Origin of the sequence: Rheinheimera sp., assembly GCF_037442525.1 — a bacterium.
GTDB lineage: Bacteria > Pseudomonadota > Gammaproteobacteria > Enterobacterales > Alteromonadaceae > Pararheinheimera.
This window is the reverse complement of the sequence record NZ_JBBIQD010000001.1, coordinates 710,061-733,027: the sequence shown is the minus strand read 5'-3', so window position 1 is coordinate 733,027 and position 22,967 is coordinate 710,061. Positions and strand designations below refer to the sequence as shown.

Sequence of the window (22,967 nt, the reverse complement as noted above, 5' to 3'; positions counted from 1 at the left end):
GCAGCCTAAAGCATGGATAATCGGCGCACCACAACAAATACAATCACAGGTCCTTATGAAATACAGAGTACTTACTGCAGCCCTGACTGCTGTTTTGGCTTCATCTGCCTATGCCGATGAAGGCCAATGGCAGCCGCATCAGTTGGCTGAATTACAAACGCAACTGACTAAAGCCGGTATTGAAATTCCGGGTAAGCAACTGGCCGATTTAAGCCAGTATCCGATGAATGCCATTGTCAGCCTGGGCTATTGCTCAGCGTCTTTTGTGTCAGGGCAGGGCCTGGTGGTGACCAACCACCACTGTGGTTACAACGCCATTCAGAATAACTCGACCAAAGACAACAACCTGATTGAAAAAGGCTTTCTGGCTAAAACCTTAAAAGAAGAACTGCCAGCCGGGCCGCAGGAGCGCTTGTATATTACTGAAGAGGTGCTGGATGTGACGGACAAAGTCACAGCCAGCCTGAGCGGTCTGACCGGCGCTGAGCGTTATGAAGCCATTGAAACGGCGCGCAAGAACCTGATTAAAGACTGTGAAACCGACCCGAATTACCGCTGTTCAGTGGTCAGTTTCCACCATGGCATGCAGTATTTTCAGATTAAACAGCTGATGCTGCAGGATGTGCGTCTGGTGTATGCACCCAGCGAAGCCGTCGGTAACTTTGGTGGCGACATCGATAACTTCGAATACCCACGCCATACCGGCGACTACACCTTCCTGCGTGGTTATGTTGGCAAAGACGGCAAACCAGCGCCTTATGCTGAAGAGAACGTGCCCTACCAGCCGAAGAGCTTCTTAAAAGTAAATGCCAATGGTGTGCGTGAAGGCGATGGTATTTTACTGGCCGGTTATCCGGGCCAGACCAGCCGTTACCGTTTGGCGGACGAAATTGCTTTTGCCGCCGACTGGCAATACCCGGCCATGGTGAAAACTTATCAGCAGATGATCAACAGCATCGACCGTTTAGGTGCCGCCGATGCTGAACTGAAAGTAAAATACGCCTCAGTGGTAAAAAGCCATAACAACCGCATGAAAAAACTGCAGGGCTTGCTGGACGGCTTTCAAGTGACCGACATTCATGCCATTAAGCTGGAGCGTGAGCAGCAGCTGAACCAGTGGATTAAAGCTGACCCGTCCCGTGCTGCCTACCAGCAGGCTTTGCTGGAGCTGGCCAAGGTGGTCGACGCTGAGCAGGCTTTTACCCAGCAGACCTATTACTTTGAAAATGCCAAACGCAGCGATTTATTAACCGCTGCCAGCACCTTGTACCGTCTGGCGCAAGAGCAGCAAAAACCAGATGCTGAACGCGAAATGGGTTACCAGGACCGTGACTTGCCGATGATTAAAGCCCGGTTGGCCCGGCTGGATAAAAGTTATGCAGAGGCCATGGACATCGAACTTTGGTCAGAGCAATTAGCTGACTACGCCGCACAGCCGGAAGCAGTGCGGGTGGCTGAGCTGGACCAGGCCTTGGGTTTAACCGCTGGTATGACGCAGGCGCAAATCAAAGTGCTGCTGCAAAAGCTGTATGCACAGAGCCAACTGGCCAGCACCGAAGGCCGGCTGGCCTGGTTAGGTCAAAAGGCCGAAGCCTTTGAGCAAAGCGACGACGCCTTTATTCGTCTGGCGGTGGCCATTGCCGGCAAAAACAAAGCGCTGGAGCTGCAGGACAAAACCCTGAAAGGCCAGATTGCTGTGGTGCGCCCGGCTTATATGCAGGCCATTATTGCCTACAACAAAGAGCAGGGTAAGCCGGTGTACCCGGACGCCAACAGCACACTGCGTATTACTTACGGCACAGTGGACGGTTACCCGGCCAAAGACGGCGTTTATAAAACGCCCTTTACTTCGGTCAAAGGCATGATTGCCAAACGTCAGGCGGCGTATCCGTTTCATGTGCCGCAGGCGCTGGTGGATGCTTACACCCAAGGCAAAACAGATGGCTATTTTTATGCCGATTTAGCGGCGCAGACGAAAAGCCCCTGGTACTGCGGTATTTTTAGCTGCCCGGAGCCAAAGAAAACGGCGTTTAACTCAGTGCCGGTGAACTTCCTGTCGAGCGCTGACACCACGGGCGGTAACTCAGGCTCTGCGGTGATGAATGCCCGCGGTGAACTGGTGGGGTTAAACTTTGATTCCACTTATGAGTCCATCACCAAAGACTGGTACTTCAACCCGGAAATCACCCGCGCTATTCATGTCGATATCCGCTTTATGCTGTGGATGATGCAGTATGTGGACGGTGCCGATAACCTGCTGAGTGAAATGAGCATAGTGCGTCACTAAGCGCTGCAGCAATGGCGCAGCTTGCTGCGCCAACTCTGTGAATAGCGTGTCGTGAGTGAGAATAGCCCCTGGCAGTTTTTCGCGAAAACAGGGCCGGAGACCTCCACTAAAATTAGCAAAAAAAGAACAGGGCCACCTGCATCAGACACCTTTGCTGACTGCAACTTAGCGGTGCTGGTCCAGCATTATCTGATTCCCGTCCGGGTCTTCCAGCACTATATGGGCTGGGCCTGAACTGGTTTCATCTGCGCTTTTCTGCAACTGAATGCCTTGTGCCAGCAGGTGCTGCTGAATTTGCCGGATATCAGTAAACTCAGCCAGAGGTTCGGCATTCTGGTTCCAGCCTGGGTTAAAGGTCAGGATATTTTTCTCAAACATGCCCTGAAACAACCCCAGTACTGTGTCGCCATTTTTTAAGATTAACCAGTTCTGGCTTTGCTCACCGGCAAAGATACTAAACCCCAGTTTCTGGTAAAACTGCTTGGAAGCTTCAATATCCTTCACCGTTAAGCTGACGGAAAATGCACCTAATTCCATGCGAATCTCTCCTTTAACCTTTTAAGTAAGCTTCTTTTAACCAGTATTTCAGTTCATCGTTCAGATCGGCCGCCTGACTGATCCGGATGCGATGGCTGCACATGGCGTTAAAGCTGCCGGATGCTTCCAGCAGGCCTTGCGGCTCTACCCCTTTTAAATTCAGGCCTATGTCCAGCCGGCTGGCGGTGGAGGGCTGAATAAGCGCAAATTGTTTGTTGCGTCTGAGGCTGACGTAGGTTTTTTTCGGGCTGATTTCAATGTCGCTGCCCAGGCTGTGCAGATACTGCAGCAGCTCGTCATACCAGGGCTTCAGAGCGGCTTTAGCACCGGCGTATTGAGCAGCCACTAAATCTTCTTCTAAGGCAGGACCGCCCGCTGCGGCTTCTTTGGCCCTGTGCGCCACCAGATTGGCGTAGCCATGGCCTATGCCAAATTCGCTTTTCAGCCAGTTCACCAGTTCGCTGTGTTTGCTGAAGCTCTGTTGATTGGCAAGAGTCAGCCACTCTGCCTGAGATTTGCCGGTACTTTGTTCCAGGTTACGCCATTGGCTTTGTTCGGCGGCTGTCACTTCGGTCATGGTTCTATTCCTTATAAAGGCCAGTGTTCAGCGCGGGTTTTGGCGGGTAACACAAACCCCAGTTTGCTGAACAGGAAATACATCACGCGGGTACCAAAGGCCGGTTTGCCGGTTTCGACCACCGCCTTTAAGGTGTTCAGGATCAAGGTACTGCCCCCAGCCATATCTTTGGCGGTGCGGGTGCCCACCGGCAGGTTCTCGACAATCAGCGACACCTCCACCCCTTGCTCCAGCTGTTTCAGCTCGTAGCAGACCACACATTCCGGGTCGTCGTACTGGGTAAACCGAAAGCTGTGAACAAAACGGTACGGCGGTTCGTACTCCATTACCTTGCCAATCACCAGCACATTACGGCCGTCTGCGGTACGCATCTGCAAGCTGGCACCGGGCACCAGCGCCTGGGCATGTAACCAGGCATTAAACACCGCGGCCTGGGGTTCGTCGTTTTTGGTCAGCTCGCGCCAGATGGCTTCGAGACTGCCGTTGATCACAATTTTGGACACCAGTCGGCTGGTTTCGGTCATAACAGGTCCTTAGTCGTCAGTTCTGTTGTAGTGTGCTCAGGCTGTTCCACTGCTGCTTTTAACCGCAGCAACTGGCTGGCCCAGAAATCCCGGTATTGGTCGCCCCAACGCTGATGGATTTGCTGCAAAGGCACAGGGTTAAAATACAGGGGCCGTTCCCGGCCTTGTTTTTGTGCCATCACCAGACCGGCATCCAGCAGCACCTGCAAATGCTTCATCAGGCCAATACGGCTGATGCTGAATTCAGCCTGCAGTTGGCTGAGTGTGCAGCCTGGTCTGGCGGCAATCAGGTCGAGCAGCAATCGCCTGCTGCTGTTGGCCAGCGCCAGAAACACCTGATCCAGCTGTTGTTCGTTCATAGGGGCTCCATAAGTAACTAGATGGTTACCTATAACAGCATCCCTGTCAAATCGGACCAGTGATTGCGGATAGGCTGGTTTCTTGCCGAAGCTGGCTTGTTTAGCTCTGTTGCGGTGGCACAGTGGCGTTACACTGCAGTGGTCAACAGAGGAACCTTTATGTATCAGCTATTTATTGCCAATAAAAATTACTCGTCCTGGTCGTTGCGGCCCTGGTTGCTGCTGACGGAACTGGGCATTGCCTTTGAAGAGCAGCAGGTGCTGTTCCAGAGCAATGACAATGCCGGACTGTTTAAAGGCTTTGCGCCCAATGCCAAAGTCCCTTGTTTGCATGACGACGGCTGGGTGGTGTGGGATTCGCTGGCTATTGTTGAATACCTGGCTGAGCGGCATCCGGGGGTCTGGCCTGCTGATGCCAAAGCACGCAGCTGGGCACGTTCGGCCAGTGCGGAGATGCATTCAGGTTTTAGTGCTTTGCGCGGCTATTGCCCTTTTCATGCCGGTGGCCGCTTCGATAAAACGCCTTTACCTGCCGCTGTGCTGAACGACTTACAGCGAATTTCTGAGTTATGGCAGCAGGGGATCAGCTGGTTCGGAGGCCCTTATCTGGCCGGTTCCGCATTCAGTGCCGTGGATGCGTTTTTTGCTCCCGTGGTGTTTCGTTGTCAGAGTTATGGCTTGCCACTTTCAGAGCCTGCTGCAAGCTATGCGTGCTTTATGCTGCAGCAAGCTGGAATGCAGTTGTGGTACCAGCAGGCACTGGCCGAACCTTATCGCGAAGCCGAGCATGAACAGGCGGCGCTCGGTCAGGGGAAACTGCTGGCGGATCACCGAATAAGCGGTTGATGGATAGTGACACGCCCTTAAAACCTCAGCGATTACCCAAACCTGCTGAACGCTCAGTCTTTCTTTTTAAACTGTATCGGGAATCACCAGCCTTTGATGGCTGGTTTTTTTTGTTGTCACAAAAAATTAAAGAAAACCTCTGGGGGTGTCGCTTTAGCCCACTGTTTTGTATTCATTCTTCTGTTGAGAGTAACACCTGATGCTGCGTAAATTAAAAGTAGGGAAACGACTGGCTTTGTCCTTTGGTGTGTTAGTGCTGGTCAGTGTGATTGTTGGGATGGTGGCTATGCTGCGTTTTGCCGAAACCCAGACCAGTATCGACAATATTGCTGACCGGCGTTTACCTGCCACTATGCTGGTGGCAGAGATGAACCGCGAATTTATGCTGATCCGCCTGCACACTGTGAATATCCTGCTGGCGCAATCGGAAGAAGAGCGTGAGCAACAATGGCAGGCATTGGCTGGCGTGATGAAAAATTACGAAGATTTTTCTGCGCAGGCGGCAGAATTTCATAAAACGGCCGCAGGCAAGTCAGCTTTTGACAAAGTGCTGCAGGCCAGAGCGGGTTATGCAGCACTGCATCAGCAGATGCTGGCTCTAATGAAAGAGCGGAAATTTGCAGAAGCCCAGGCCATGCGTCATCAGGGTATTAATCAGGCGTCAGCGCAGTTGACCCAGGCACTGGCCGATTTAGCTCTCTACCAGAAACAGACAGCTCATCAGCAATCTCAAAATGCTAAACACAGTATTCTGCTGGCCAATATCAGCATGATCACTGTGATTGGGCTGGCTATTCTGTTGGGGGGCCTGTTGGCCTTTTTCTTCAGTCGCAGCCTGACCCTGCCAATGAACAATGCGGTGCTGATCAGCCAGCGTATAGCGTCTGGCGATCTCACTCAGCAGTTTGCTGACGAGGAGCCTGACGAAGCAGGGGAACTGATCCGCGCTATGGCCAGAATGCAACAACAGCTGCGTCAGACTATTCATGATATCAGCCACTCATCATCCCAGCTGGCCGCTACTTCTGAAGAGCTGAGTGTGGTGACGGAACAGTCGTCGCGCACCCTGAACCAGCAAAGTATGGAGCTGGATATGGCGGTGACGGCGGTGACTGAGCTGACGGCAGCCATTGAAGATGTGGCGCGCAATGCACTGGAAACCTCACGTAACTCCACTGAAGCCGATGAAGAAGCCAAGCAGGGCAAACAGCGGGTCGACCTGGCGGTGCAATCGATCCGGCTGCTGGAAACAGACCTGCAGCAAGCCCGTCTGGGCATTGAGCAACTGGTGGAGCGGGTGCAAAGCATAGGCTCTGTGCTGGATGTGATCCGCGCTATTGCTGACCAGACCAACCTGCTGGCGTTAAATGCGGCTATTGAGGCCGCCCGTGCCGGCGAAAGTGGCCGTGGTTTTGCCGTAGTGGCTGATGAGGTGCGTGCGCTGGCACATCGAACTCAGGAATCGACCAAAGAAATTGAGAAAATGATGCAGGCAGTGCAGGCAGAAACTCAGCAGACAGTGGAAAGCATTGAGCGCAGCAGCAGGGTGGCGACAGAAACCCGTCAGGCGTCAGACGCCGCTGGCAGTGCATTTTCCGGCATAGCGGTGTCGCTGGAGCAAATTAATGATCAGAACATGACAGTCGCCAGTGCGGCTGAACAGCAGGCCACAGTGGCCCGAGAGGTGGACAGAGGCCTGCTGAATATTCGCGATTTGTCAGCCCAGACCTCTGAAGGGGCGCATGAAACCCAGGCGTCCAGCGCGGAGCTGGCCCGCCTGGCAGAACACCTGAACCAGCTGGTCACGCAGTTTCGGGTGTAACTCTCATACTAAGCAAGACGAGAAAACCGGATTTCGCTCCGGCTTTCTCGTCCGTACTGAACAGAGTTCAGGCGGGCTGAGCCTGAATCTGTTCTATTCTGGCTTCCCTTATAGGCAGATTCGCAGCAGCGGCCAGTAAAGCCAGTGCTATATCGGCGTACCACATCCAGCTGAAATCACCAAAAGCAGTGACCGCCAGGCCCCCAAGATAAGCACCTAAAAAGCCGCCTACCTGGTGGGAAAACAGCGTCAGGCCAAATAAGGTGGCCAGGTAGCGGGTGCCAAAGAGTTTGCCGACTATGGCCGCAGTGGGGGGCACAGTGGCCAGCCAGGTCAGGCCCAGGCCTACCGCAAAAATGTAGAAGGTCCACTCGGTTTTTGGCATCAGCAAATACCAGCCAATCAGCAGTGCGCGTGACGCATACATCAGCGCCAGAATATGTTTGCTGCGGTGGCGGGACACCGCCGCACCAGCATAGAGGCTGCCCGCAATATTGGCCAGGCCAATCAGCGCCAGAGACCAACTGGCCACACTGGCCGGCAGGCCACAGAGCTCGACTTCACCGGGCAGATGCGTCACCAGAAAGGCCACATGAAAACCACAGGTAAAAAAGCCCAGATGGATCAGTGCGTAACTGCGATCGCTCAGAGCCTGGCGCAAGGTCGGCCAGAGTTTCGCTTCGGTGTCGCTTTGCACTGATGCGGCATTGTGAGGACTGTTGCTGTGGCCTGTCACTTTATTAATCAGCGGCAATGCGGCCAGAGCCGCCACTGCCAAAGCCCATAAAGCACCCATCCAGCCAAAGACGGCGATCAGCTTTTGTGCCAGTGGTGCAAACACAAACTGGCCCAAAGAACCGCCGGCATTGATGATGCCGGAGGCAGAACCGCGCACTTCAGCCGGTAAACGCTGGGCCGCGGCACCTATCAACACCGAAAAGCTGCTGGCACCCGAGCCGATGGCGGCTAGCAGGCCGACCGTAAAAATCAGGCCAAAACTGTTTTGAATAAAAGGCGTCAGGGCGCAGCCAATCGCCAGGATCAATAAACCATAAGACAACACAGGTTTGGGGCCATACTTGTCGGCCAGAATGCCGGCCACAGGTTGCACCGCGCCCCAGCAAAACTGCGCTATCGCCAAAGCAAAACTAATAGCCACCAGGCCCAGGCCTGTGTCGGCGTTGATTGGGTTGACGAACAAACCAAAAGACTGGCGTATGCCCATGGTCACCATCAAAATACCAGCGGCGGCCAGCACCACGCCTTGCACTCCGGGTTGACGCACAGCATTAAACATAAAGGGCTCCATTTGGTTCTGCTGAGGGCTGTACTATCGCTGCATCCGCCCGGGGCGACAAGTGGCAGACAGGCCAGAAGCGCAGCTTATCCAGCCAAAGCGGGAGCGGAAAAAAAACAGACTTGACCGCTTGACCGCCCACTCAGGGTTCAGTTAGTTTGTTTTCTCTTTTTATACAAGGATGTAACAAAAATGAAACGCCCTGCGTTATCGACGGTGCTGGTGTTGTCTTGCCTGACGTCTGCCTTTTCTTTATCGGCGGCCACCCCCAGTGCCGGACTTGCTTCCCCTCAAATCGAAAAACAGCGGTCCTGTTTCTCAGGCCCCGCCGCCAGCCATCAACACTTTCTCGACTGGCTCAGCGCTCAGCCCGGTAAAGCAGGAGTGGACCCGCAACAGCGTCGCGTTATGCTGGAGCAGCAGTTTAAAGCAGAAGATTTTGGCCGGTATCAGGCTAATTTAGACTGCAGAGAAATTCGTTACACAGTGGATGGTCTTTCAGTGCGGGGTTATATCCTGTCGCCCAAAGGGGCAAAGCAAAAACTGCCCGTGCTGATTTTTAACCGCGGTGGCAATGGCGACTTTGGTCAACTGGTGTTTGGTCAGGTGTATCAGTTACTGATGCCGGTGGCGGAGCAGGGCTTTGTGATCCTGGCAAGTAACTACCGCTCCGATGAAAAAAAGCTTGGGACCACCCTGCTGCGCGACGAGTTTGGCGGAGCTGAAGTGGCCGATGTGGTGGCATTAAAAGCCATTGCCGACCAGTTGCCTGCAGCGGATACCAGCAGACTGGCGATTTGGGGCCACAGCAGAGGCAGCATGATGACGTACCTGGCAGCGAAGCAGTGGCCGGGTGACGTGAAAGCCCTGGTTGCCGGGGCCGGGGTGGCCGATCTGGAATCCCATCTGAACCTCAGGCCTGAGATGGAAAAAGTTTATCAACACCGTATTCCCGGCTATGCCGACCAAAAAACAGCTGCGTTACGTGCGCGCTCAGCATTGTATTTGCTGGACGAATTACCCAGGGTGCCGCTATTGCTGCAACATGGCGAACAAGACGAGCGGGTGGAAGTGGAGCAATCCAAACGTTTGGCCACTGAGCTTGAAAAACGTCAGTGGCCCTATCAGCTGTTGCTGTACCCTGGGGCCAACCACAGCTTTGCCCCTGTTCAGCAGAAAGTCCGCACAGATATGGTTCAGTGGTTAAAACAGCAGCTGAAGTAATGCATAGATTCAGGGGGTGGGCGTCAGCCACAGCACCTGATAAGGCTGTAACTGTACAGTGTCCGTTTGATAGCACTGGCCACTCAGCTCATCGGTAAAGGGGCCTGTGGCGGGCAGCGTCACCTGCTGTTGCTGCTCTGAAAAATTCACCAAAGCCAACAGTCTGTCGCCTGCCAGTTCGCGCTGATAACAAAACAGATGGGGGTTGCCACACTCCAGAATCCTGGTACTGCCCTGGCCCAATACCACGAGGCGGCGGCGGGCCGCCAGCAGTTGTTGCAGTTGCTGGTACACCAGACCTGAAAAGGACGTCGGGTCTTTGGCCTTTGCCAGCTGTGCATCTGTGACTTTCACCCGGTTCACCCAACGGCTGTCGTCTTTTTTCGCCGGATCAGTAACAAAACTGTAGTCATTCAGCAGCCCCAGTTCGTCCCCCATATAGAGCAACGGCAGGCCACCTATGCTCAGGATCACCGAATTGAGCAGATAAATCCGTGCCAGCGCATGCGCAAGGTACTGCGTATTGTGCTGCAGCTCTGCCTGTTCGACACCAGCCAGCGACGCCAGCATACCAGCGACGCGGCAGTCGCCTGTCAGCGGGTTTTGCTGGAATGGCACGCCACAGGCAAAGCTGCCAGGGAACTGGCCTGTGTAGAACTGGTTGAGGAAATGCCGGTGATGGTCAGGGTGAATACCCAGTTGCCAGGCCACATTGTCATCAAAGGTCCAGCCAATATCGTCATGGCAACGAATGTAATTGACCCAGCTGCAGTGCGGATCTATGGCAAAACGGCGTTTCAGCGATTCGGTCAGTAAACGCGTTTTACGGGTGGCCAGGCTGTTCCACAGCAGCGCCATCAGCAGCGGGTTGTAGGACAGCTGGCATTCAGTGGGGGCTATGTATTTCACCACTTCATCCGGATGCACTATGGCTTCTGACTTAAACTGCAGCGCAGGCGCCGCAATACGGGCCACCGCGTTAAAGGCCTGGATCAGCAGGTGGGCTTTGGGCAGGTTTTCACAGTTCGTGCCTGCTTCTTTCCAGACAAAGGCCAGCGCATCCAGCCTCAGCACCGCCGCGCCCTGATTGGCCAAAAACAGCATTTCTCCGGCCATGGCATTAAAAACGGCCGGGTTGGCGTAGTTTAAATCCCACTGAAAGCTGTTAAAGGTGGTCCAGACCCATAAAGCGGATGCCGGGTCTTGGGTAAAGCAGCCCCGACGGATTTCCGGGAATATTTCGCGCAGGTGAGGCGCATAGCGGTCGCGCTCGGCTTCGGTCAGGAAAAAATAAAAATCGCGGTACTCAGGGTCACCTTTTTGGGCTTTTAGCGCCCAGCTATGTTCGTCGGACGTGTGGTTAAACACAAAATCCAGCACAGGACGGATGCCCTGCTGGTGCAGCTCGGCCATCAGCTCGGCCAGTTGCTGCATACTGCCCAGCGCTGGCATGGTCGTGCGGTAGTCGGACACTGCATAACCGCCGTCACTGTTGGGTTCCGGCGCTTTAAACAAGGGCATCAGGTGCAGGTAATTGATGCCTGTTTGTTTTAAATAAGGGATACGCTGTTTCAGCCCTTCAAAATCGCTGGCAAATAAATCAACGTAACAGGCAGCGCCCAACTGGTTGCTTTGTTTATGCCAGTCCTGTGGCTGTTCGTCCAGCTGACACAGGTAGTCCGGGCGGCTGGCGCTGCTTTTCGCCAGGCTTTTCAGCAATTGCTCCAGATGGAAGTAACAGTCATAACGTTCAGCATATAACTGCAGGTACAGCCTGAGTAATACCGGCAGCTGCTCATTCAGCCGGGATTGCAGCGCGGGCCATTGTTGTTTTGCCAGAGGTCTCAGGGTTTGGCTGAAACGTTTTAGTAGCCTCTGACATTCCAGCTGTAATAAGCCTGGCTGACTAAGTAGCTGATCTGTGGTGGCCTGCATGGGAAGATCCGGGTTGAGCACGAATAGTGCTGCTAATAAAACGTGATCTGAAACGTTTTTGCAAGGTTTTCTCCAGCCCAAAGCAAAAAAATTTTCTGCAGGGAATTTACTGAGTAGGTAGAAAAGACTAATCTGACTTAAACGATTAAGTTAAGGTTATTCAATTCGAGGTGCATCTGATGCCGACTGTCCCTGTCTGTTGTTTTGGCGAAGCATTAATCGACTTTCTGCAAGACCCGGCTCAGCCTGATCTGTTCCGCCGTTATGCCGGTGGTGCCCCTGCCAATGTGGCTGTGGCGGTGGCCCGGCTGGGTGGTCAAAGCCATTTTCTCGGCATGTTGGGGCAGGATCTATTTGGTGATTTTTTGCATCAGCAATTAGTCAGCTACGGCGTGAACTGTGAGCTGGTCCGCTTTACCAGCGACGCCAAAACGGCGTTGGCTTTTGTGGCGTTAAATCAGGACGGCGACCGCAGTTTTTCGTTTTACCGGCCACCGTCGGCAGATTTATTGTATCGGGCTGAGCATTGCCCTGCGGCATTCTGGCAGCAGCCCGGCATTTTGCATCTGTGCTCGAACAGCCTCACCATGCCTGACATAGCGGCCACCAGTTTCAGCCTGATCCAACAGGCCAGGCAACATGGCTGGCTGATTTCTGTGGATGCCAACCTGCGGCATAATCTGTGGGCTTGCGGTCAGGCTGATCGTGTTTTGGTGCGCCAGTTGGTGCAACAGGCCGATCTGGTCAAGCTGGGCGAAGATGAGCTGCGTTATCTGGCGGATGAGCAGACGGATACCGACTGGATTAGGCAGTTACTGGCTGGCCAGGCCCGTTGGGTACTGGTGACGGCAGGGGCCGCCGAAGTGGGCAGCTACAGCAGAGCCGGGCACTTTGTGCAGCAGGTAACAGCTGTGCAGGTGAAAGACAGCACAGCAGCCGGTGATGCCTTTGTCGGGGCCTGGTTGTATCAGCTGGCACATAGGATTGAGCAAGGCCAATCGCTCGACAGTGCTTTGCAATCCCTGAGTTGGCAGCAGCAACTGGTGCAAGGCGCAATCAAGGCGGGCTCATTCACCTGTATGTCTTATGGTGCTTTTGCCGCCTTGCCGGACCGGCAACAATGGCTGGCTGCGCAAAACGGCTAAAGCAGCAGAGTCTGTGAATGTCACCAAAAGAAAAGGGCTGACAATGTCAGCCCTTGGGTTGCAGACAAAAGCCTACACTCTGATGTCAATATTCTGACCCAGGTTGCCCACGGGAGATGGGCTTTGCAGCTGTGCCACAGGCATGGCTGCGCTTTGCAAGAGCTCAAGGGCCGCACGGCCTTCTGCCACTTGCTGTTTTTTGGCCAGACTGGCGCTCAGAACTTCATAGCCTTCGCTTAAACCAGGGGCTCCGCTTATGGATGTTGTCATGTTTACTCCCATGCCATTTATCCTTTAACTCTATCGGCAGCCAGCTCTGCAGCTAAAGTAAAAATTTGTAATTTTTATTTAGGGTGTGCAGAGGGTGATACCAATCAATAAAAAAGCCACCTGCAGGTGGCTTTTTCGGTCACAGACTGATGATCAATGAATAAGTGCAGTCGACTGCGCTTTGATCTGGTTCGGCGACAACACCGGAGTTAAAGGGCGCACCGGACGGGTTGGGCCTTTTTTCATATGGCCTTTGAGCAGCGGGTCTGGTTTTGGCAGGTTCTTGCCAATTTTGGCGGCCAGCCCGGCCTGAATATCAGCCACTGTGTAATCGGTGCGGACTTTCATGCGGATATAAGGTAAACCCGCCGCTTCCAGAGCCCCGCTGACAAACCAGTCTGGCGCCGCTTTGTGGCCATCCTTGCTGTTGTTATTTACCAGGTCAATCACCGCGACAATGGTCATGTCTTTTGGATCGCACAACACAAAGTCCAGGTACTTGGCATTCATTTTCAGCATGGCCGCCCGGCGTGATTTGCTGTCGGTGTTTTGTTTGAAATCGAGCAGGTCCAGCATTTTGACTCTGTTCATAATTTTGTATTCGCCATTTACAGCCTGCTCCAGCAACACTAAGAAGTTGCGTTCGACCTGAGTAAATAAGGTGGCTTTTCTGCTGACCGGAAAGGGGTTGCCCTGCTGCATAAAGCGGCTTGCCAACAGCGCAGCGGCGACCACCAATACCACCAGTAACAATAAAACCAATTCCATAATGACCTCCGACAAAAATTTGACTGAACAGACGCAGCTTTGTGTCTGATACAGGGGGGTATGCAGGGGCTGTGCCAATGAATTAGTGTTTTTGCTCTAAATTATATAAACAAGGTGAATGTCTGGCATTGCTGCTATTAATGGCTGAAATAGGCTTGCTCACTTATAGTGAAGCTCACCCTACAAAGAGAAAGGCAAGGATCAACAGATGACCACCATTTCAGCTTTAACTATTCGTGGTGCTATGCACAGCGGCTTCGAGCAGATATTGACCCCAGAGGCGCAACAATTCCTGGTGGAGCTGACCCGTGAGTTCCGGCCACAACTGAAAGCTCTGCTGGCGGCTCGCCAAAGCCGGCAGCAGCAATTTGATGCTGGTGCGCTGCCAGACTTTTTGCCGGAAACCGCCAGTATCCGTGAGGGCGACTGGTCAGTGGCCGCTATTCCGGCTGATTTGCAGGACAGACGGGTGGAAATTACCGGCCCGGTCGACCGCAAGATGATCATTAACGCCTTAAATGCCGATGTAAAAGTCTTTATGGCGGATTTTGAAGACTCGCAGGCCCCAAGCTGGGCTGGGGTCATTGAAGGCCAGATCAACCTGCGCGACGCCAACCTGGGTACTATCAGTTACAGCGACCCGCAATCCGGCAAACAATATGCGCTGCGGGACAACCCGGCCTTGTTGATTGCCCGGGTACGTGGCCTGCACTTGTGGGAAAAACACCTGCTGGTGGACGGTGAGCAGGTGCCTGGTTCGCTGGTCGATTTCGCCCTGTATTTCCTGCATAACTACCAGACCCGCTTAGCCAATGGCTCAGGTGTGTATTATTACCTGCCGAAGCTGCAAAGCCATAAGGAAGCGGCCTGGTGGGACAGCGTGTTCCGTTTTACCCAGGCGAAGTTCAACCAGCCGGTGGGCACCATCCGCGCTACTGTGCTGATTGAAACCCTGCCCGCTGTGTTTGAAATGGATGAAATTCTGCATGCACTGCGTGAGCATATTGTCGCGCTGAACTGCGGCCGCTGGGATTATATCTTCAGTTATATCAAAACCTTAAAGAACCATGCCGACCGGGTGTTGCCAGACCGTCAGGTAGTGACCATGGACCAGCCGTTTTTGTCCGCCTACTCAAGGCTGCTGATCAAAACCTGTCACAAGCGCGGCGCGCTGGCGATGGGGGGCATGGCGGCCTTTATTCCGGCCAAAGATCCTGCTGCTAACGAAGCCATTCTGGCCAAAGTAACAGCCGACAAAGAGCGTGAAGCCAGCAACGGCCACGACGGCACCTGGGTGGCTCACCCTGGCCTGGCGGCCACGGCCAATGCGGTGTTTAACCGCTACCTGACCGACGGCAAACTGAACCAGCTGGATGTGAGCCGCAGCGAGGACGCCCCTGTGACGGCGGCTGATTTGCTGGCGCCATCAAGCGGTGAGCGTACCGAAGCCGGCATGCGCACCAACATCCGGGTGGCTTTGCAGTACATTGCGGCCTGGGTGAGTGGCAAAGGCTGTGTGCCAATTTATGGCCTGATGGAAGACGCGGCCACCGCGGAGATTTGCCGCACCTCCATCTGGCAATGGATTAAACACGGCAAAACCTTAAGCAACGGCCAACTGGTGACTAAAGATTTGTTTGCCCAGATGCTGCAGCAGGAGTCAGAGGTGGTGCGCACTGAAGTGGGTGAAGAGCAGTGGCAGGCGCAGAATTTTGCCAAAGCACAGCAGTTGCTGCTGCAAATTACCACAGCCGACGAGCTGGTGGACTTCCTGACCTTACCCGCCTACGAGCTTCTGTAATAGGTGCGGGCGGGGTAAACCCCGCCCGCGACATTCAACCCCTGGCCCCCAGCGATGTTACAGCTCCTCGGCCACTTCACCAATTAAGCGGCGCAGCCAGATATGGCTGGCGTCCTGGTGCAACAAGGGGCTCCAGATCATCTTCAGCTCAATCGACGGAATAGGGAAAGGCGGGTCCAGCACCTGCATGGTACTGTCGTTCTGATACAACAGTGCAGCACGCAGCGGCAGGGTGGCGATCAGGTCCGTTTCTACCGCCAGATGCATCGCCACATGGTAGTTGCGGGTAAAGACGCTGATATTGCGCTGTTTGCCAAACTTGGCCAGCGCTTCGTCCACCCAACCCAATTTCTGCACATCAGCCGGGTCCATGCCCACGCCCACGCCAAAACCTGTTTTACTGACCCAGATATGCTGGCCTTTTAAATAACTGTCGAGGTTAAAGTGGCTGACAATAGGGTTTTGTTTATTGACCAGGCAGGCAAAGCTGTCGCGCCAGATGGTCTTCTGGTGGAAGGACTGTGGCAGTTGGTCAAAGCGGTTAATCGCCATATCCACTTTGCCGTTTTCCACGTCGTGAAAGGTCACGTCCGACGGCGTCATAATGTCCAGTGAGGTGGAAGGGGCTAAGGCCCGCAGCTTTTTCAGCAGCGCCGGGATCAGGGTGGAAGCCGCGTAATCGCTGGCCATAATGCGGAACACCCTGTGGCTGTGGTCGGGCTCAAATTCTTTGTTGGGTTGTAAGGTTTCTTCCAGCGTTAACAAAATGCCCCGTACCACAGGCGCCAGCTCTTTGGCGCGTTCAGTCGGCACCATGCCGTCTGAGGTGCGCACCAGAATAGGGTCGTTTAATAAGTCACGCAGCCGCTTTAAGCCATTGCTCATGGCAGGCTGAGTGATATTCAGCTGGTTGGCGGCGCGGGTGACGTTTTTCTCCCGCAGCAACACGTCCAGATACACCAATAAGTTCAGGTCAATTTTGCTGATATTCATGATCCGCTCCTCAGGCTGGCTATATTCACATAATGAATGATGGGAATCATAAAAATCAACTACATGAATTCTAAAACTGAAACCTATAGTGAATTGCAACAACAGCACTTTCGCTGTAACCACAGAACAGCAATCACAGGGGATAAAGATGTCAGCTTATTTAGATGCAGTGGCACAACTGGAACAGAGCGTAAAAGGGCAGGGTTCAGGCTGGAATGCGATTAGTGCTGAATACGCAGTGCGCATGCAGCTGCAGAACCGTTTTAAAACCGGGCTGGAGATTGCGCAGTACACCGCCGACCTGATGCGTGCGGACATGGCAGCTTATGACGCCGACAGCAGCCAGTACACTCAGTCGTTAGGCTGCTGGCATGGCTTTATTGGCCAGCAAAAACTGATCGCCATTAAAAAACATTTCGGCAGCACCAAACGCAAATACCTGTATTTGTCGGGTTGGATGATTGCCGCGCTGCGCTCTGACTTTGGCCCCTTGCCAGACCAGTCCATGCATGAAAAAACTGCCGTGCCGGCCTTGATTGAAGAGTTATACACTTTCTTAAAGCAGGCCGATGCCCGCGAGTTGGGTGGCCTGTTTCGTGAGCTGGACGCAGCCCGTGCCGCCGACGACCAGGCGAAAGTGACAGCGACTTTAGCCAAAATCGACAACTTTGAAACCCATGTGGTGCCTATTATTGCCGACATCGACGCCGGTTTTGGCAACGAAGAAGCCACTTACCTGCTGGCGAAAAAAATGATTGAAGCCGGTGCCTGTGCCATTCAGATTGAAAACCAGGTGTCGGACGAAAAACAATGTGGTCACCAGGACGGTAAAGTGACGGTGCCGCATGCCGACTTTCTGGCCAAAATTAACGCGGTGCGTTACGCCTTCCTGGAGCTGGGCATTGAAAACGGCATTATCGTCGCCCGTACCGACTCTTTAGGCGCTGGCCTGACTAAACAAATTGCGGTGACCAAAACGCCGGGCGATTTGGGCGACAAGTACAACAGTTTCCTGGACGGCGATTACATTCAAAGCGCGGACGATATTCAGAACGGCGATGTGGTAGTCAAAGCCAATGGCAAGCTGTTAAAACCCAAGCGTCTGGCCAGCGGTTTGTTCCAGTTTAAAGCAGGCTCCGGGGTGGACCGGGTGGTGCTGGACTGCATCACCTCGTTGCAAAACGGTGCTGACTTATTGTGGATTGAAACCGAAAAACCCCATATTGGCCAGATTGCCGACATGGTGAACCGCATTCGCGAGGCGGTGCCCAACGCCAAGCTGGTGTACAACAACAGCCCGTCTTTTAACTGGACCTTAAACTTCCGTCAGCAGGTGTTCGACGCCTGGCAGGCTGAAGGCAAAGATGTGTCGGCGTACGACCGTGCCAAGCTGATGGCGGTGGATTACGATGGCACTGAACTTGGGTTGGAAGCGGATAACCGCATCCGCACTTTCCAGGCCGATGCGGCGCGGGAGGCGGGGATTTTCCACCACCTGATCACTTTGCCAACTTACCACACGGCGGCTTTGTCGACGGACAATCTGGCCAAAGAGTACTTCGGCGCTGCGGGTATGCTGGGGTATGTGGAAGGGGTGCAGCGCAAGGAAATCCGCCAGGGCATTGCCTGCGTAAAACACCAGAATATGTCCGGCTCGGATATGGGTGATGACCATAAAGAGTACTTCTCGGGCGACGCCGCCTTAAAAGCGGCAGGTAAAGACAATACGATGAACCAGTTCTAAGCGGACTGGGCATCCACAGCGTTGATAACGTGGTCGGTAAACACTGACAGTTTGGGCAGCTTCGGCTGCCCTTTTTTTTATGTACAGGATGCACGGTACGCCGAAATGGCATGGAACATTTTTCGGCGATATACAGGATGTATGGTACACCAGCAATGCAGGAGCAATCACCGGCGATGGCCTGAGTTCAGTGGCAGGCAACCCAGCCACAGGTAACTACTGCGTTCGCCCGTTCGCTTCTGGCGCGCTCACTTTTATATCGCTCACTACGCAGTTACCCGCGTCTGTTTTGCTGGCGGCTGGGCTTACGCCAAAAGCGAGCTGCTTTGTCTGACCGAAATTAAACTGTGTCGTCTCAGTGTCAGCTGGTTGTTTAAGCCTTTTATTCGGGTTATAACCTAATTTTTCGTGCCAGTGTTCGGGACTCGCTGCTTTAAATTACTGAGATTCGGTGAGTTAACGGCTTCAATTAATGAAAAAAATTAGGAAAGAAGGGATGACGCACGATTTAAAGCGTGCGTCGTGAATCTTATAGAGCTGTTATGCCACAAAATTTAATTATATGAGCGATATAGATGATTGAAGAAAGAATTCTCTCTGACAGTGAACTTACGAAGATCCTTAGTTCTGACGAAGATCACTTCTTTGATGTGAAGAGCAAGCGAATTGCGCCGTCCAAGCTACAAGAATCCTTCGTAGCCTTTGCTAATGCCGATGGCGGTGATCTGTATATAGGAATTGAAGACAAAAAATGCGAAGGAGAGCGACTAGTGCCCTTTGTGGCGAAGGAGGATGCCAATGATGTTCTGGCTGTCCTTTTGGAGCAGACAATTCCCGCCGTTGAAAATGTTGCGGTTGAATTTATATCACCTTCAGTTGGCGGTTATATTCTGCACTTGTCCATCCCGAAAAGTCCAAAAGTACATTACACGGCTTCTAGTGATTGCTTTATTAGACTGAATGCCGGAAAGGTTAAAATTAAGGGTGAACGTGTCACCGCGCTAAGTTATTCAAAGGGATCCGCTCCCTATGAACGAGTGGCAGTATCGTCCGTTGACATTGGTGAGATCGTCGAATCGCCGATTCTCAATGATTATATGCGACGCGTTGGCACAGCTCTTGATGCGCGTAGATTCCTAAATAAGCAAAGATTGCTCTCTGAGCAAAACGGTGAACAAAAAGTAAATGTCGGGTGCGTTTTACTTTTCGATGAAGAGCCTCAGGCATCTATAGATACCCGGTGCGCAGTAAAAGTTTACAGGCTTCGAACAACTGAATCGGAATACAAGCGAGAACATCTTGCTGAGATGCCAGCAACGATTAACGGTCCAATCGAGACATTAATTAGAAAGACTATCGCAAAAGTTCAGGAACTCGTCGATGGGGCTTCATTCTATGAGGGTGATAATCTAGTTAAACTAAGCTACCCCGCAGAAGCGTTAAAGGAGGTTCTCGTTAATGCCGTTATACATAGGGACTATAGCCTGAACGACGATGTTCATGTTCGAGTGTTTGACAATCGGGTTGAGATCCTGAGTCCGGGTCGTCTACCAGGGTATGTTGATCTGAATAACCTATACGATGAGCGATTCTCTCGGAATCCTAATTTGGTTAGGATGCTTCATAATCTCCCGAATCCCCTCAATCATGATATTGGTGAAGGGCTTGACACAGTCAAGAATGAATTAAAGAAGGCCGGTCTTGTTGACCCGATTTTCGAAGAACGTGGTAACAATTTTGTTGTAGTTATTCGGCATCAAAGGTTGGCATCTATCGAAGATGTAGTCATGAACTATCTGGAGGAAAATCCAGATTCAGTCATAACAAACAAGATGGCTCGCCAGTTGAGTGGCGAAGACGACATCAATAAGGTTAAAAAAGCTCTGCAGAAGCTTCGAGCAGATGGAAAATTGGTTTTGGTTGATGAGTCCGCAAACGCATTCAACTACCAGTACAAAAGAGCAATAGCGGACAAATAAGTCCATTAGTTGAATCTTGCGCCTTAAGGGCTTAAAGCACTGACGAGTGAGTGGAGCTACCGCGTAAACACGGTGGCTCATGCTACTACCCACCCACTATCGGATAAACATCCATACTTTTATGCAGAATGTGGATGATTCGGATCTGTTGCTGCGCGCTTTGTTGGTAAAAAATCAGGTGGCTGCCCTGAGGGAATTTTCGGTAGCCTTGGCGGATTTCGTTGCATGGCTGACCAAGAGCTGGGTTGTCAGCCAAAAGCCAAAATGCGTCATCGAATTGCTGTAAATAAGGGTTATGTTGCTCCCGGCCCCAACGGTTTTGGGTGAATAATGCAATGTCCCGTAAATCCGTTGTTGCGGCAAGGGTAAATGGCCTCATTGGTTGTTTTCAGCGTCGAGCTCAGCCATAAAGCTCGCCAGATCATAATCAGCGTCACCGCTTTGTTCACCTTCCACCAGCTGTTGGCGCAGTGCAGCTAATTTGGTTTCCTGGTTTTCCAGTAAACGCAGTGCGGAGCGAATGACTTCGCTGGCAGAGCCGTACCTGCCGCTTTGGAGCTGGCTGGCAATAAAGCCTTCAAAGTGTTCACCCAGTATGATACTTGTATTCTTGGCCATCAGCTTGCCTCTGTTAATACCAATAAATACCAGATTATGGTATCTGCTGGGCGGGCAAGGTTTTACTTTAGAACAACAAAGAAAATGCCAGCCCCGATTTTGTCTGCTTGCGATTGCAGCGAATCAACTGGCTAAATCGGGGGGCCTTGCTCCAGAGCTGCCAGATCCGGTATTTGGGGAGCTTGTGGTGCCAGCCTGTCACAATTTTTATTGTAAGGATAAGCACAAGGCTGTCGTTTTCTATGTTATGCGAGAGGAGCGGTAGCTTCGTGCCTTCATGCTGACAAACAGCAGACAATACGCGTTATTCGGGGTCTTCCGTTCGGCCTTGAAGACGCACAGGTTCGCGCGCAGGCGCGCTCAGTTCATCTGCGTTAAGGAGATCCAATGGGAGCACATAGAGATCAGCTTTGTGGTTTTGCCCGCTATAACCGCGAGTTTAACCTGTCGCTGTTTAACCAGCTGGCGGGGCTGAGTGACCATGATCGCAAGCGGGACCTGGGAGCTTTTTTTGGCTCCATCCACAGTACCTTGAACCATATTTTGCTGGCCGACCGGATCTGGCTGGGTCGCTTTGCCAAAGCACTGCCCGGCATCAGGGCGCTGAGCTCGGCAGACCTGGTGTATGAATTTGACTCATTGCGGCTGGAATTATGTAGCGATTTCAGCACCTTGTTTCGTGAACGGCAGGCGACAGACCAGGTGATTACCGACTGGGCCTGGGAGTTAACGGATGAGTTGCTTGGGCAGAGCATGCGTTACAGCAATTCAAAGGGCCAGCTACGTGAGCATCCAGTGTGGGTGGCTACTGCCCATATGTTCAATCATCAGACCCATCACAGAGGGCAGGTGACTACCCTGATGTACCAGCTGGGGCTCGACCCCGGAGTGACGGACTATGTTGCTTATGTGCAGGGCTGAACACCGGCCTGCACTTAAGCGAAAAGAAAATGCCAGTCAGCTGAACTGACTGGCATTTACAGAATAGGGTCTGGGCAGTGGCTATTAATTCGGCGCTGCTACGACATCAGAAATAGACACTTTGCCTTTGCCACGTAGCTCGTAACGTTCCAGCATTTTCACCACTTTGTGCGCTTCATAGTTACGGGCGAATGTGACTAAAGGCTGGCCATTACAAACCACTTTATCCACGGCATTCTGTTTGCTCAGCCGGTTGGCTTTCAGGGTTTTATTTAAGCCAAATTTGTCATCATCCTGGCTTTGTGTGCAGACCTTTACCAGTAACTGCTCAATGCTTGGGTCCATGATGTATGGGGTATCGCTGGCTTGGGTTGAGCCAGAGATTACTGCAGCCAGAATGGCGATAGAAGCTAAAACTTTCATTGGGGTATCCTCCGCTATGGCACCGCGCCATACCTGAATTCTGGCGGAGCTTTTGTTGGTTTTCTGCTCAAATGGGGCCACTGGGAAGCCAGCTGTGACAGCAGGGGGCGCCGAAATATTTAGCAACATTGGGCAATAATTTTGTCAGGATTTATACAGTAAATGCTGTCTCAGCCTGGCTTTAATTTGCTATATGCTTGACATATGATTTGGCTGAACTATGCTGGCATATATCAAGTATATGCTGAGGTGTTTATGAAAACAGCGTCACTATTTATCAATGGCCGCAACCAGGCGGTCCGGATCCCTAAAGAGCTGGAATTTGAAGGCGTCTCTGAAGTAGAAATCAGCCGCGAAGGTGATGTGTTAATACTGCGTCCTGTCCGTCCAAGTTGGACCAGCTTCGCTGATGCACCGCTCGCTGATGCTGACTTTATGGCGGAGCGTACTGATGTTATTCAGGAAGGGCGGGTTGTGCTTTGAAACAAACCTATATGCTTGATACCAATATCTGCTCTTTTATCATGCGCGAGCGCCCAGAAACTCTGCTGAAGGTATTGCAAGGTCATGTGGAAAATAAAGACAGGCTGGTTATTTCGGCAATTACCTATGCTGAATTACGCTTTGGGGCTATAGGCAAAAAAGCATCGCCAAAACATAACCAAATTGTTGATCAGTTTATGGCCAGGATTGATGCTGTGTTGCCTTGGGATAAGCTTGCAGTAGAGGCGAGTGCGGCTATCAAGCAATATCTGGCGGATGCTGGCACGCCTATCGGTGGCAATGACACCGCAATTGCTGGCCATGCTATTGCGGTAGGTTCTGTGCTGGTCACCAACAACATCAGAGAATTTGCACGAGTGCCAGATCTTCGGCTGGAAGATTGGTCGGTGTAAG

Annotated in this window: 23 protein-coding genes; 11 read left to right on the top strand and 12 right to left on the bottom strand. The window is 52.5% G+C overall.

Features of this window, described 5'->3' with window-relative positions; translation table 11 throughout:
- The first annotated feature begins 55 nt into the window (after positions 1–55).
- Positions 56–2,287 (top strand): S46 family peptidase, encoded by a 2,232-nt coding sequence (locus WKJ03_RS03410; RefSeq protein WP_337840749.1) that lies wholly within the window; start codon positions 56–58, stop codon positions 2,285–2,287.
- A gap of 165 nt (positions 2,288–2,452) precedes the next feature.
- On the opposite strand, the gene WKJ03_RS03405 is transcribed toward WKJ03_RS03410, so the two are convergent.
- From WKJ03_RS03405 to WKJ03_RS03390, 4 genes are read right to left on the bottom strand one after another with little or no spacing between them, the layout of a single operon-like run.
- Entirely contained in the window at positions 2,453–2,824 is a 372-nt protein-coding gene (locus WKJ03_RS03405) for a VOC family protein (RefSeq protein WP_337840748.1), read from the bottom strand.
- 13 nt (positions 2,825–2,837) lie between these two features.
- Positions 2,838–3,401 (bottom strand): DUF4287 domain-containing protein, encoded by a 564-nt coding sequence (locus WKJ03_RS03400; protein ID WP_337840747.1) that lies wholly within the window; start codon positions 3,399–3,401, stop codon positions 2,838–2,840.
- An 11-nt stretch (positions 3,402–3,412) separates the two neighbouring features.
- The gene (locus tag WKJ03_RS03395) at positions 3,413–3,925 is read right to left on the bottom strand and encodes an SRPBCC domain-containing protein (RefSeq protein ID WP_337840746.1); all 513 of its coding nucleotides are present in this window, start codon (positions 3,923–3,925) and stop codon (positions 3,413–3,415) included.
- Positions 3,922–4,284, bottom strand: a complete 363-nt coding sequence (locus WKJ03_RS03390; RefSeq protein WP_337840745.1) for a helix-turn-helix transcriptional regulator — start codon at positions 4,282–4,284, stop codon at positions 3,922–3,924. Before WKJ03_RS03390 ends, WKJ03_RS03395 begins: the two co-directional genes overlap by 4 nt.
- A 96-nt stretch (positions 4,285–4,380) precedes the next feature.
- Between WKJ03_RS03390 and WKJ03_RS03385 the strand changes: the two genes are divergently transcribed.
- Together WKJ03_RS03385 and WKJ03_RS03380 are read left to right on the top strand one after the other, a co-directional pair.
- Positions 4,381–5,130 (top strand): glutathione S-transferase family protein, encoded by a 750-nt coding sequence (locus WKJ03_RS03385; RefSeq protein ID WP_337840744.1) that lies wholly within the window; start codon positions 4,381–4,383, stop codon positions 5,128–5,130.
- 199 nt (positions 5,131–5,329) lie between these two features.
- The gene (locus tag WKJ03_RS03380; RefSeq protein ID WP_337840743.1) at positions 5,330–6,952 is read left to right on the top strand and encodes a methyl-accepting chemotaxis protein; all 1,623 of its coding nucleotides are present in this window, start codon (positions 5,330–5,332) and stop codon (positions 6,950–6,952) included.
- 67 nt (positions 6,953–7,019) lie between these two features.
- Here WKJ03_RS03380 and WKJ03_RS03375 read toward each other — a convergent pair whose 3' ends face one another.
- Positions 7,020–8,249 (bottom strand): MFS transporter, encoded by a 1,230-nt coding sequence (locus WKJ03_RS03375; protein ID WP_337840742.1) that lies wholly within the window; start codon positions 8,247–8,249, stop codon positions 7,020–7,022.
- A gap of 192 nt (positions 8,250–8,441) precedes the next feature.
- Here WKJ03_RS03375 and WKJ03_RS03370 point away from each other — a divergent pair, with 192 nt between their 5' ends.
- Positions 8,442–9,473 (top strand): prolyl oligopeptidase family serine peptidase, encoded by a 1,032-nt coding sequence (locus tag WKJ03_RS03370; RefSeq protein ID WP_337840741.1) that lies wholly within the window; start codon positions 8,442–8,444, stop codon positions 9,471–9,473.
- Between the two features lie 9 nt (positions 9,474–9,482).
- Here WKJ03_RS03370 and WKJ03_RS03365 read toward each other — a convergent pair whose 3' ends face one another.
- Complete coding sequence (locus WKJ03_RS03365; protein ID WP_337840740.1) at positions 9,483–11,408, bottom strand: alpha-amylase family glycosyl hydrolase; 1,926 nt, start codon at positions 11,406–11,408, stop codon at positions 9,483–9,485.
- A gap of 179 nt (positions 11,409–11,587) precedes the next feature.
- Here WKJ03_RS03365 and WKJ03_RS03360 point away from each other — a divergent pair, with 179 nt between their 5' ends.
- Positions 11,588–12,553, top strand: coding sequence for a carbohydrate kinase (locus WKJ03_RS03360; RefSeq protein WP_337840739.1), 966 nt, complete (start codon positions 11,588–11,590; stop codon positions 12,551–12,553).
- 72 nt (positions 12,554–12,625) lie between these two features.
- Here WKJ03_RS03360 and WKJ03_RS03355 read toward each other — a convergent pair whose 3' ends face one another.
- Positions 12,626–12,823, bottom strand: a complete 198-nt coding sequence (locus WKJ03_RS03355; RefSeq protein WP_337840738.1) for a hypothetical protein — start codon at positions 12,821–12,823, stop codon at positions 12,626–12,628.
- A 153-nt stretch (positions 12,824–12,976) separates the two neighbouring features.
- On the bottom strand, positions 12,977–13,591 hold the full coding sequence (locus tag WKJ03_RS03350) for a DUF2726 domain-containing protein (protein WP_337840737.1): 615 nt from the start codon (positions 13,589–13,591) through the stop codon (positions 12,977–12,979).
- Positions 13,592–13,799: 208 nt separating this feature from the next.
- Here WKJ03_RS03350 and aceB point away from each other — a divergent pair, with 208 nt between their 5' ends.
- Entirely contained in the window at positions 13,800–15,392 is a 1,593-nt protein-coding gene (gene aceB / locus WKJ03_RS03345; RefSeq protein WP_337840736.1) for a malate synthase A, read from the top strand.
- A 57-nt stretch (positions 15,393–15,449) separates the two neighbouring features.
- On the opposite strand, the gene WKJ03_RS03340 is transcribed toward aceB, so the two are convergent.
- Complete coding sequence (locus tag WKJ03_RS03340) at positions 15,450–16,385, bottom strand: LysR family transcriptional regulator (protein ID WP_337840735.1); 936 nt, start codon at positions 16,383–16,385, stop codon at positions 15,450–15,452.
- A gap of 148 nt (positions 16,386–16,533) precedes the next feature.
- Between WKJ03_RS03340 and WKJ03_RS03335 the strand changes: the two genes are divergently transcribed.
- Both WKJ03_RS03335 and WKJ03_RS03330 read left to right on the top strand, forming a co-directional pair.
- Positions 16,534–18,129 carry an isocitrate lyase gene (locus WKJ03_RS03335; RefSeq protein WP_337840734.1) on the top strand — a complete coding sequence of 532 codons (1,596 nt, stop codon included), beginning with the start codon at positions 16,534–16,536 and terminating at the stop codon, positions 18,127–18,129.
- A 575-nt stretch (positions 18,130–18,704) separates the two neighbouring features.
- Positions 18,705–20,108, top strand: a complete 1,404-nt coding sequence (locus WKJ03_RS03330; protein WP_337840733.1) for an ATP-binding protein — start codon at positions 18,705–18,707, stop codon at positions 20,106–20,108.
- Between the two features lie 85 nt (positions 20,109–20,193).
- Here WKJ03_RS03330 and WKJ03_RS03325 read toward each other — a convergent pair whose 3' ends face one another.
- Complete coding sequence (locus tag WKJ03_RS03325; protein WP_337840732.1) at positions 20,194–20,487, bottom strand: type II toxin-antitoxin system RelE/ParE family toxin; 294 nt, start codon at positions 20,485–20,487, stop codon at positions 20,194–20,196.
- Positions 20,484–20,726, bottom strand: a complete 243-nt coding sequence (locus tag WKJ03_RS03320; protein WP_337840731.1) for a type II toxin-antitoxin system ParD family antitoxin — start codon at positions 20,724–20,726, stop codon at positions 20,484–20,486. The genes WKJ03_RS03325 and WKJ03_RS03320 overlap by 4 nt, the downstream gene beginning before the upstream one ends.
- Positions 20,727–21,113: 387 nt before the next feature.
- On the opposite strand from WKJ03_RS03320, the gene WKJ03_RS03315 reads away from it, so the two are divergent.
- Positions 21,114–21,647: a DinB family protein gene (locus WKJ03_RS03315; protein ID WP_337840730.1), complete on the top strand. Its 534-nt coding sequence runs from the start codon at positions 21,114–21,116 to the stop codon at positions 21,645–21,647.
- Positions 21,648–21,731: 84 nt separating this feature from the next.
- Here WKJ03_RS03315 and WKJ03_RS03310 read toward each other — a convergent pair whose 3' ends face one another.
- The gene (locus tag WKJ03_RS03310) at positions 21,732–22,070 is read right to left on the bottom strand and encodes a DUF3718 domain-containing protein (protein ID WP_337840729.1); all 339 of its coding nucleotides are present in this window, start codon (positions 22,068–22,070) and stop codon (positions 21,732–21,734) included.
- Positions 22,071–22,325: 255 nt separating this feature from the next.
- Between WKJ03_RS03310 and vapB the strand changes: the two genes are divergently transcribed.
- On the top strand, positions 22,326–22,553 hold the full coding sequence (vapB, locus tag WKJ03_RS03305) for a type II toxin-antitoxin system VapB family antitoxin (protein ID WP_337840728.1): 228 nt from the start codon (positions 22,326–22,328) through the stop codon (positions 22,551–22,553).
- Positions 22,550–22,966 (top strand): type II toxin-antitoxin system VapC family toxin, encoded by a 417-nt coding sequence (locus WKJ03_RS03300; RefSeq protein ID WP_337840727.1) that lies wholly within the window; start codon positions 22,550–22,552, stop codon positions 22,964–22,966. The genes vapB and WKJ03_RS03300 overlap by 4 nt, the downstream gene beginning before the upstream one ends.
- Position 22,967: the final 1 nt, after the last annotated feature.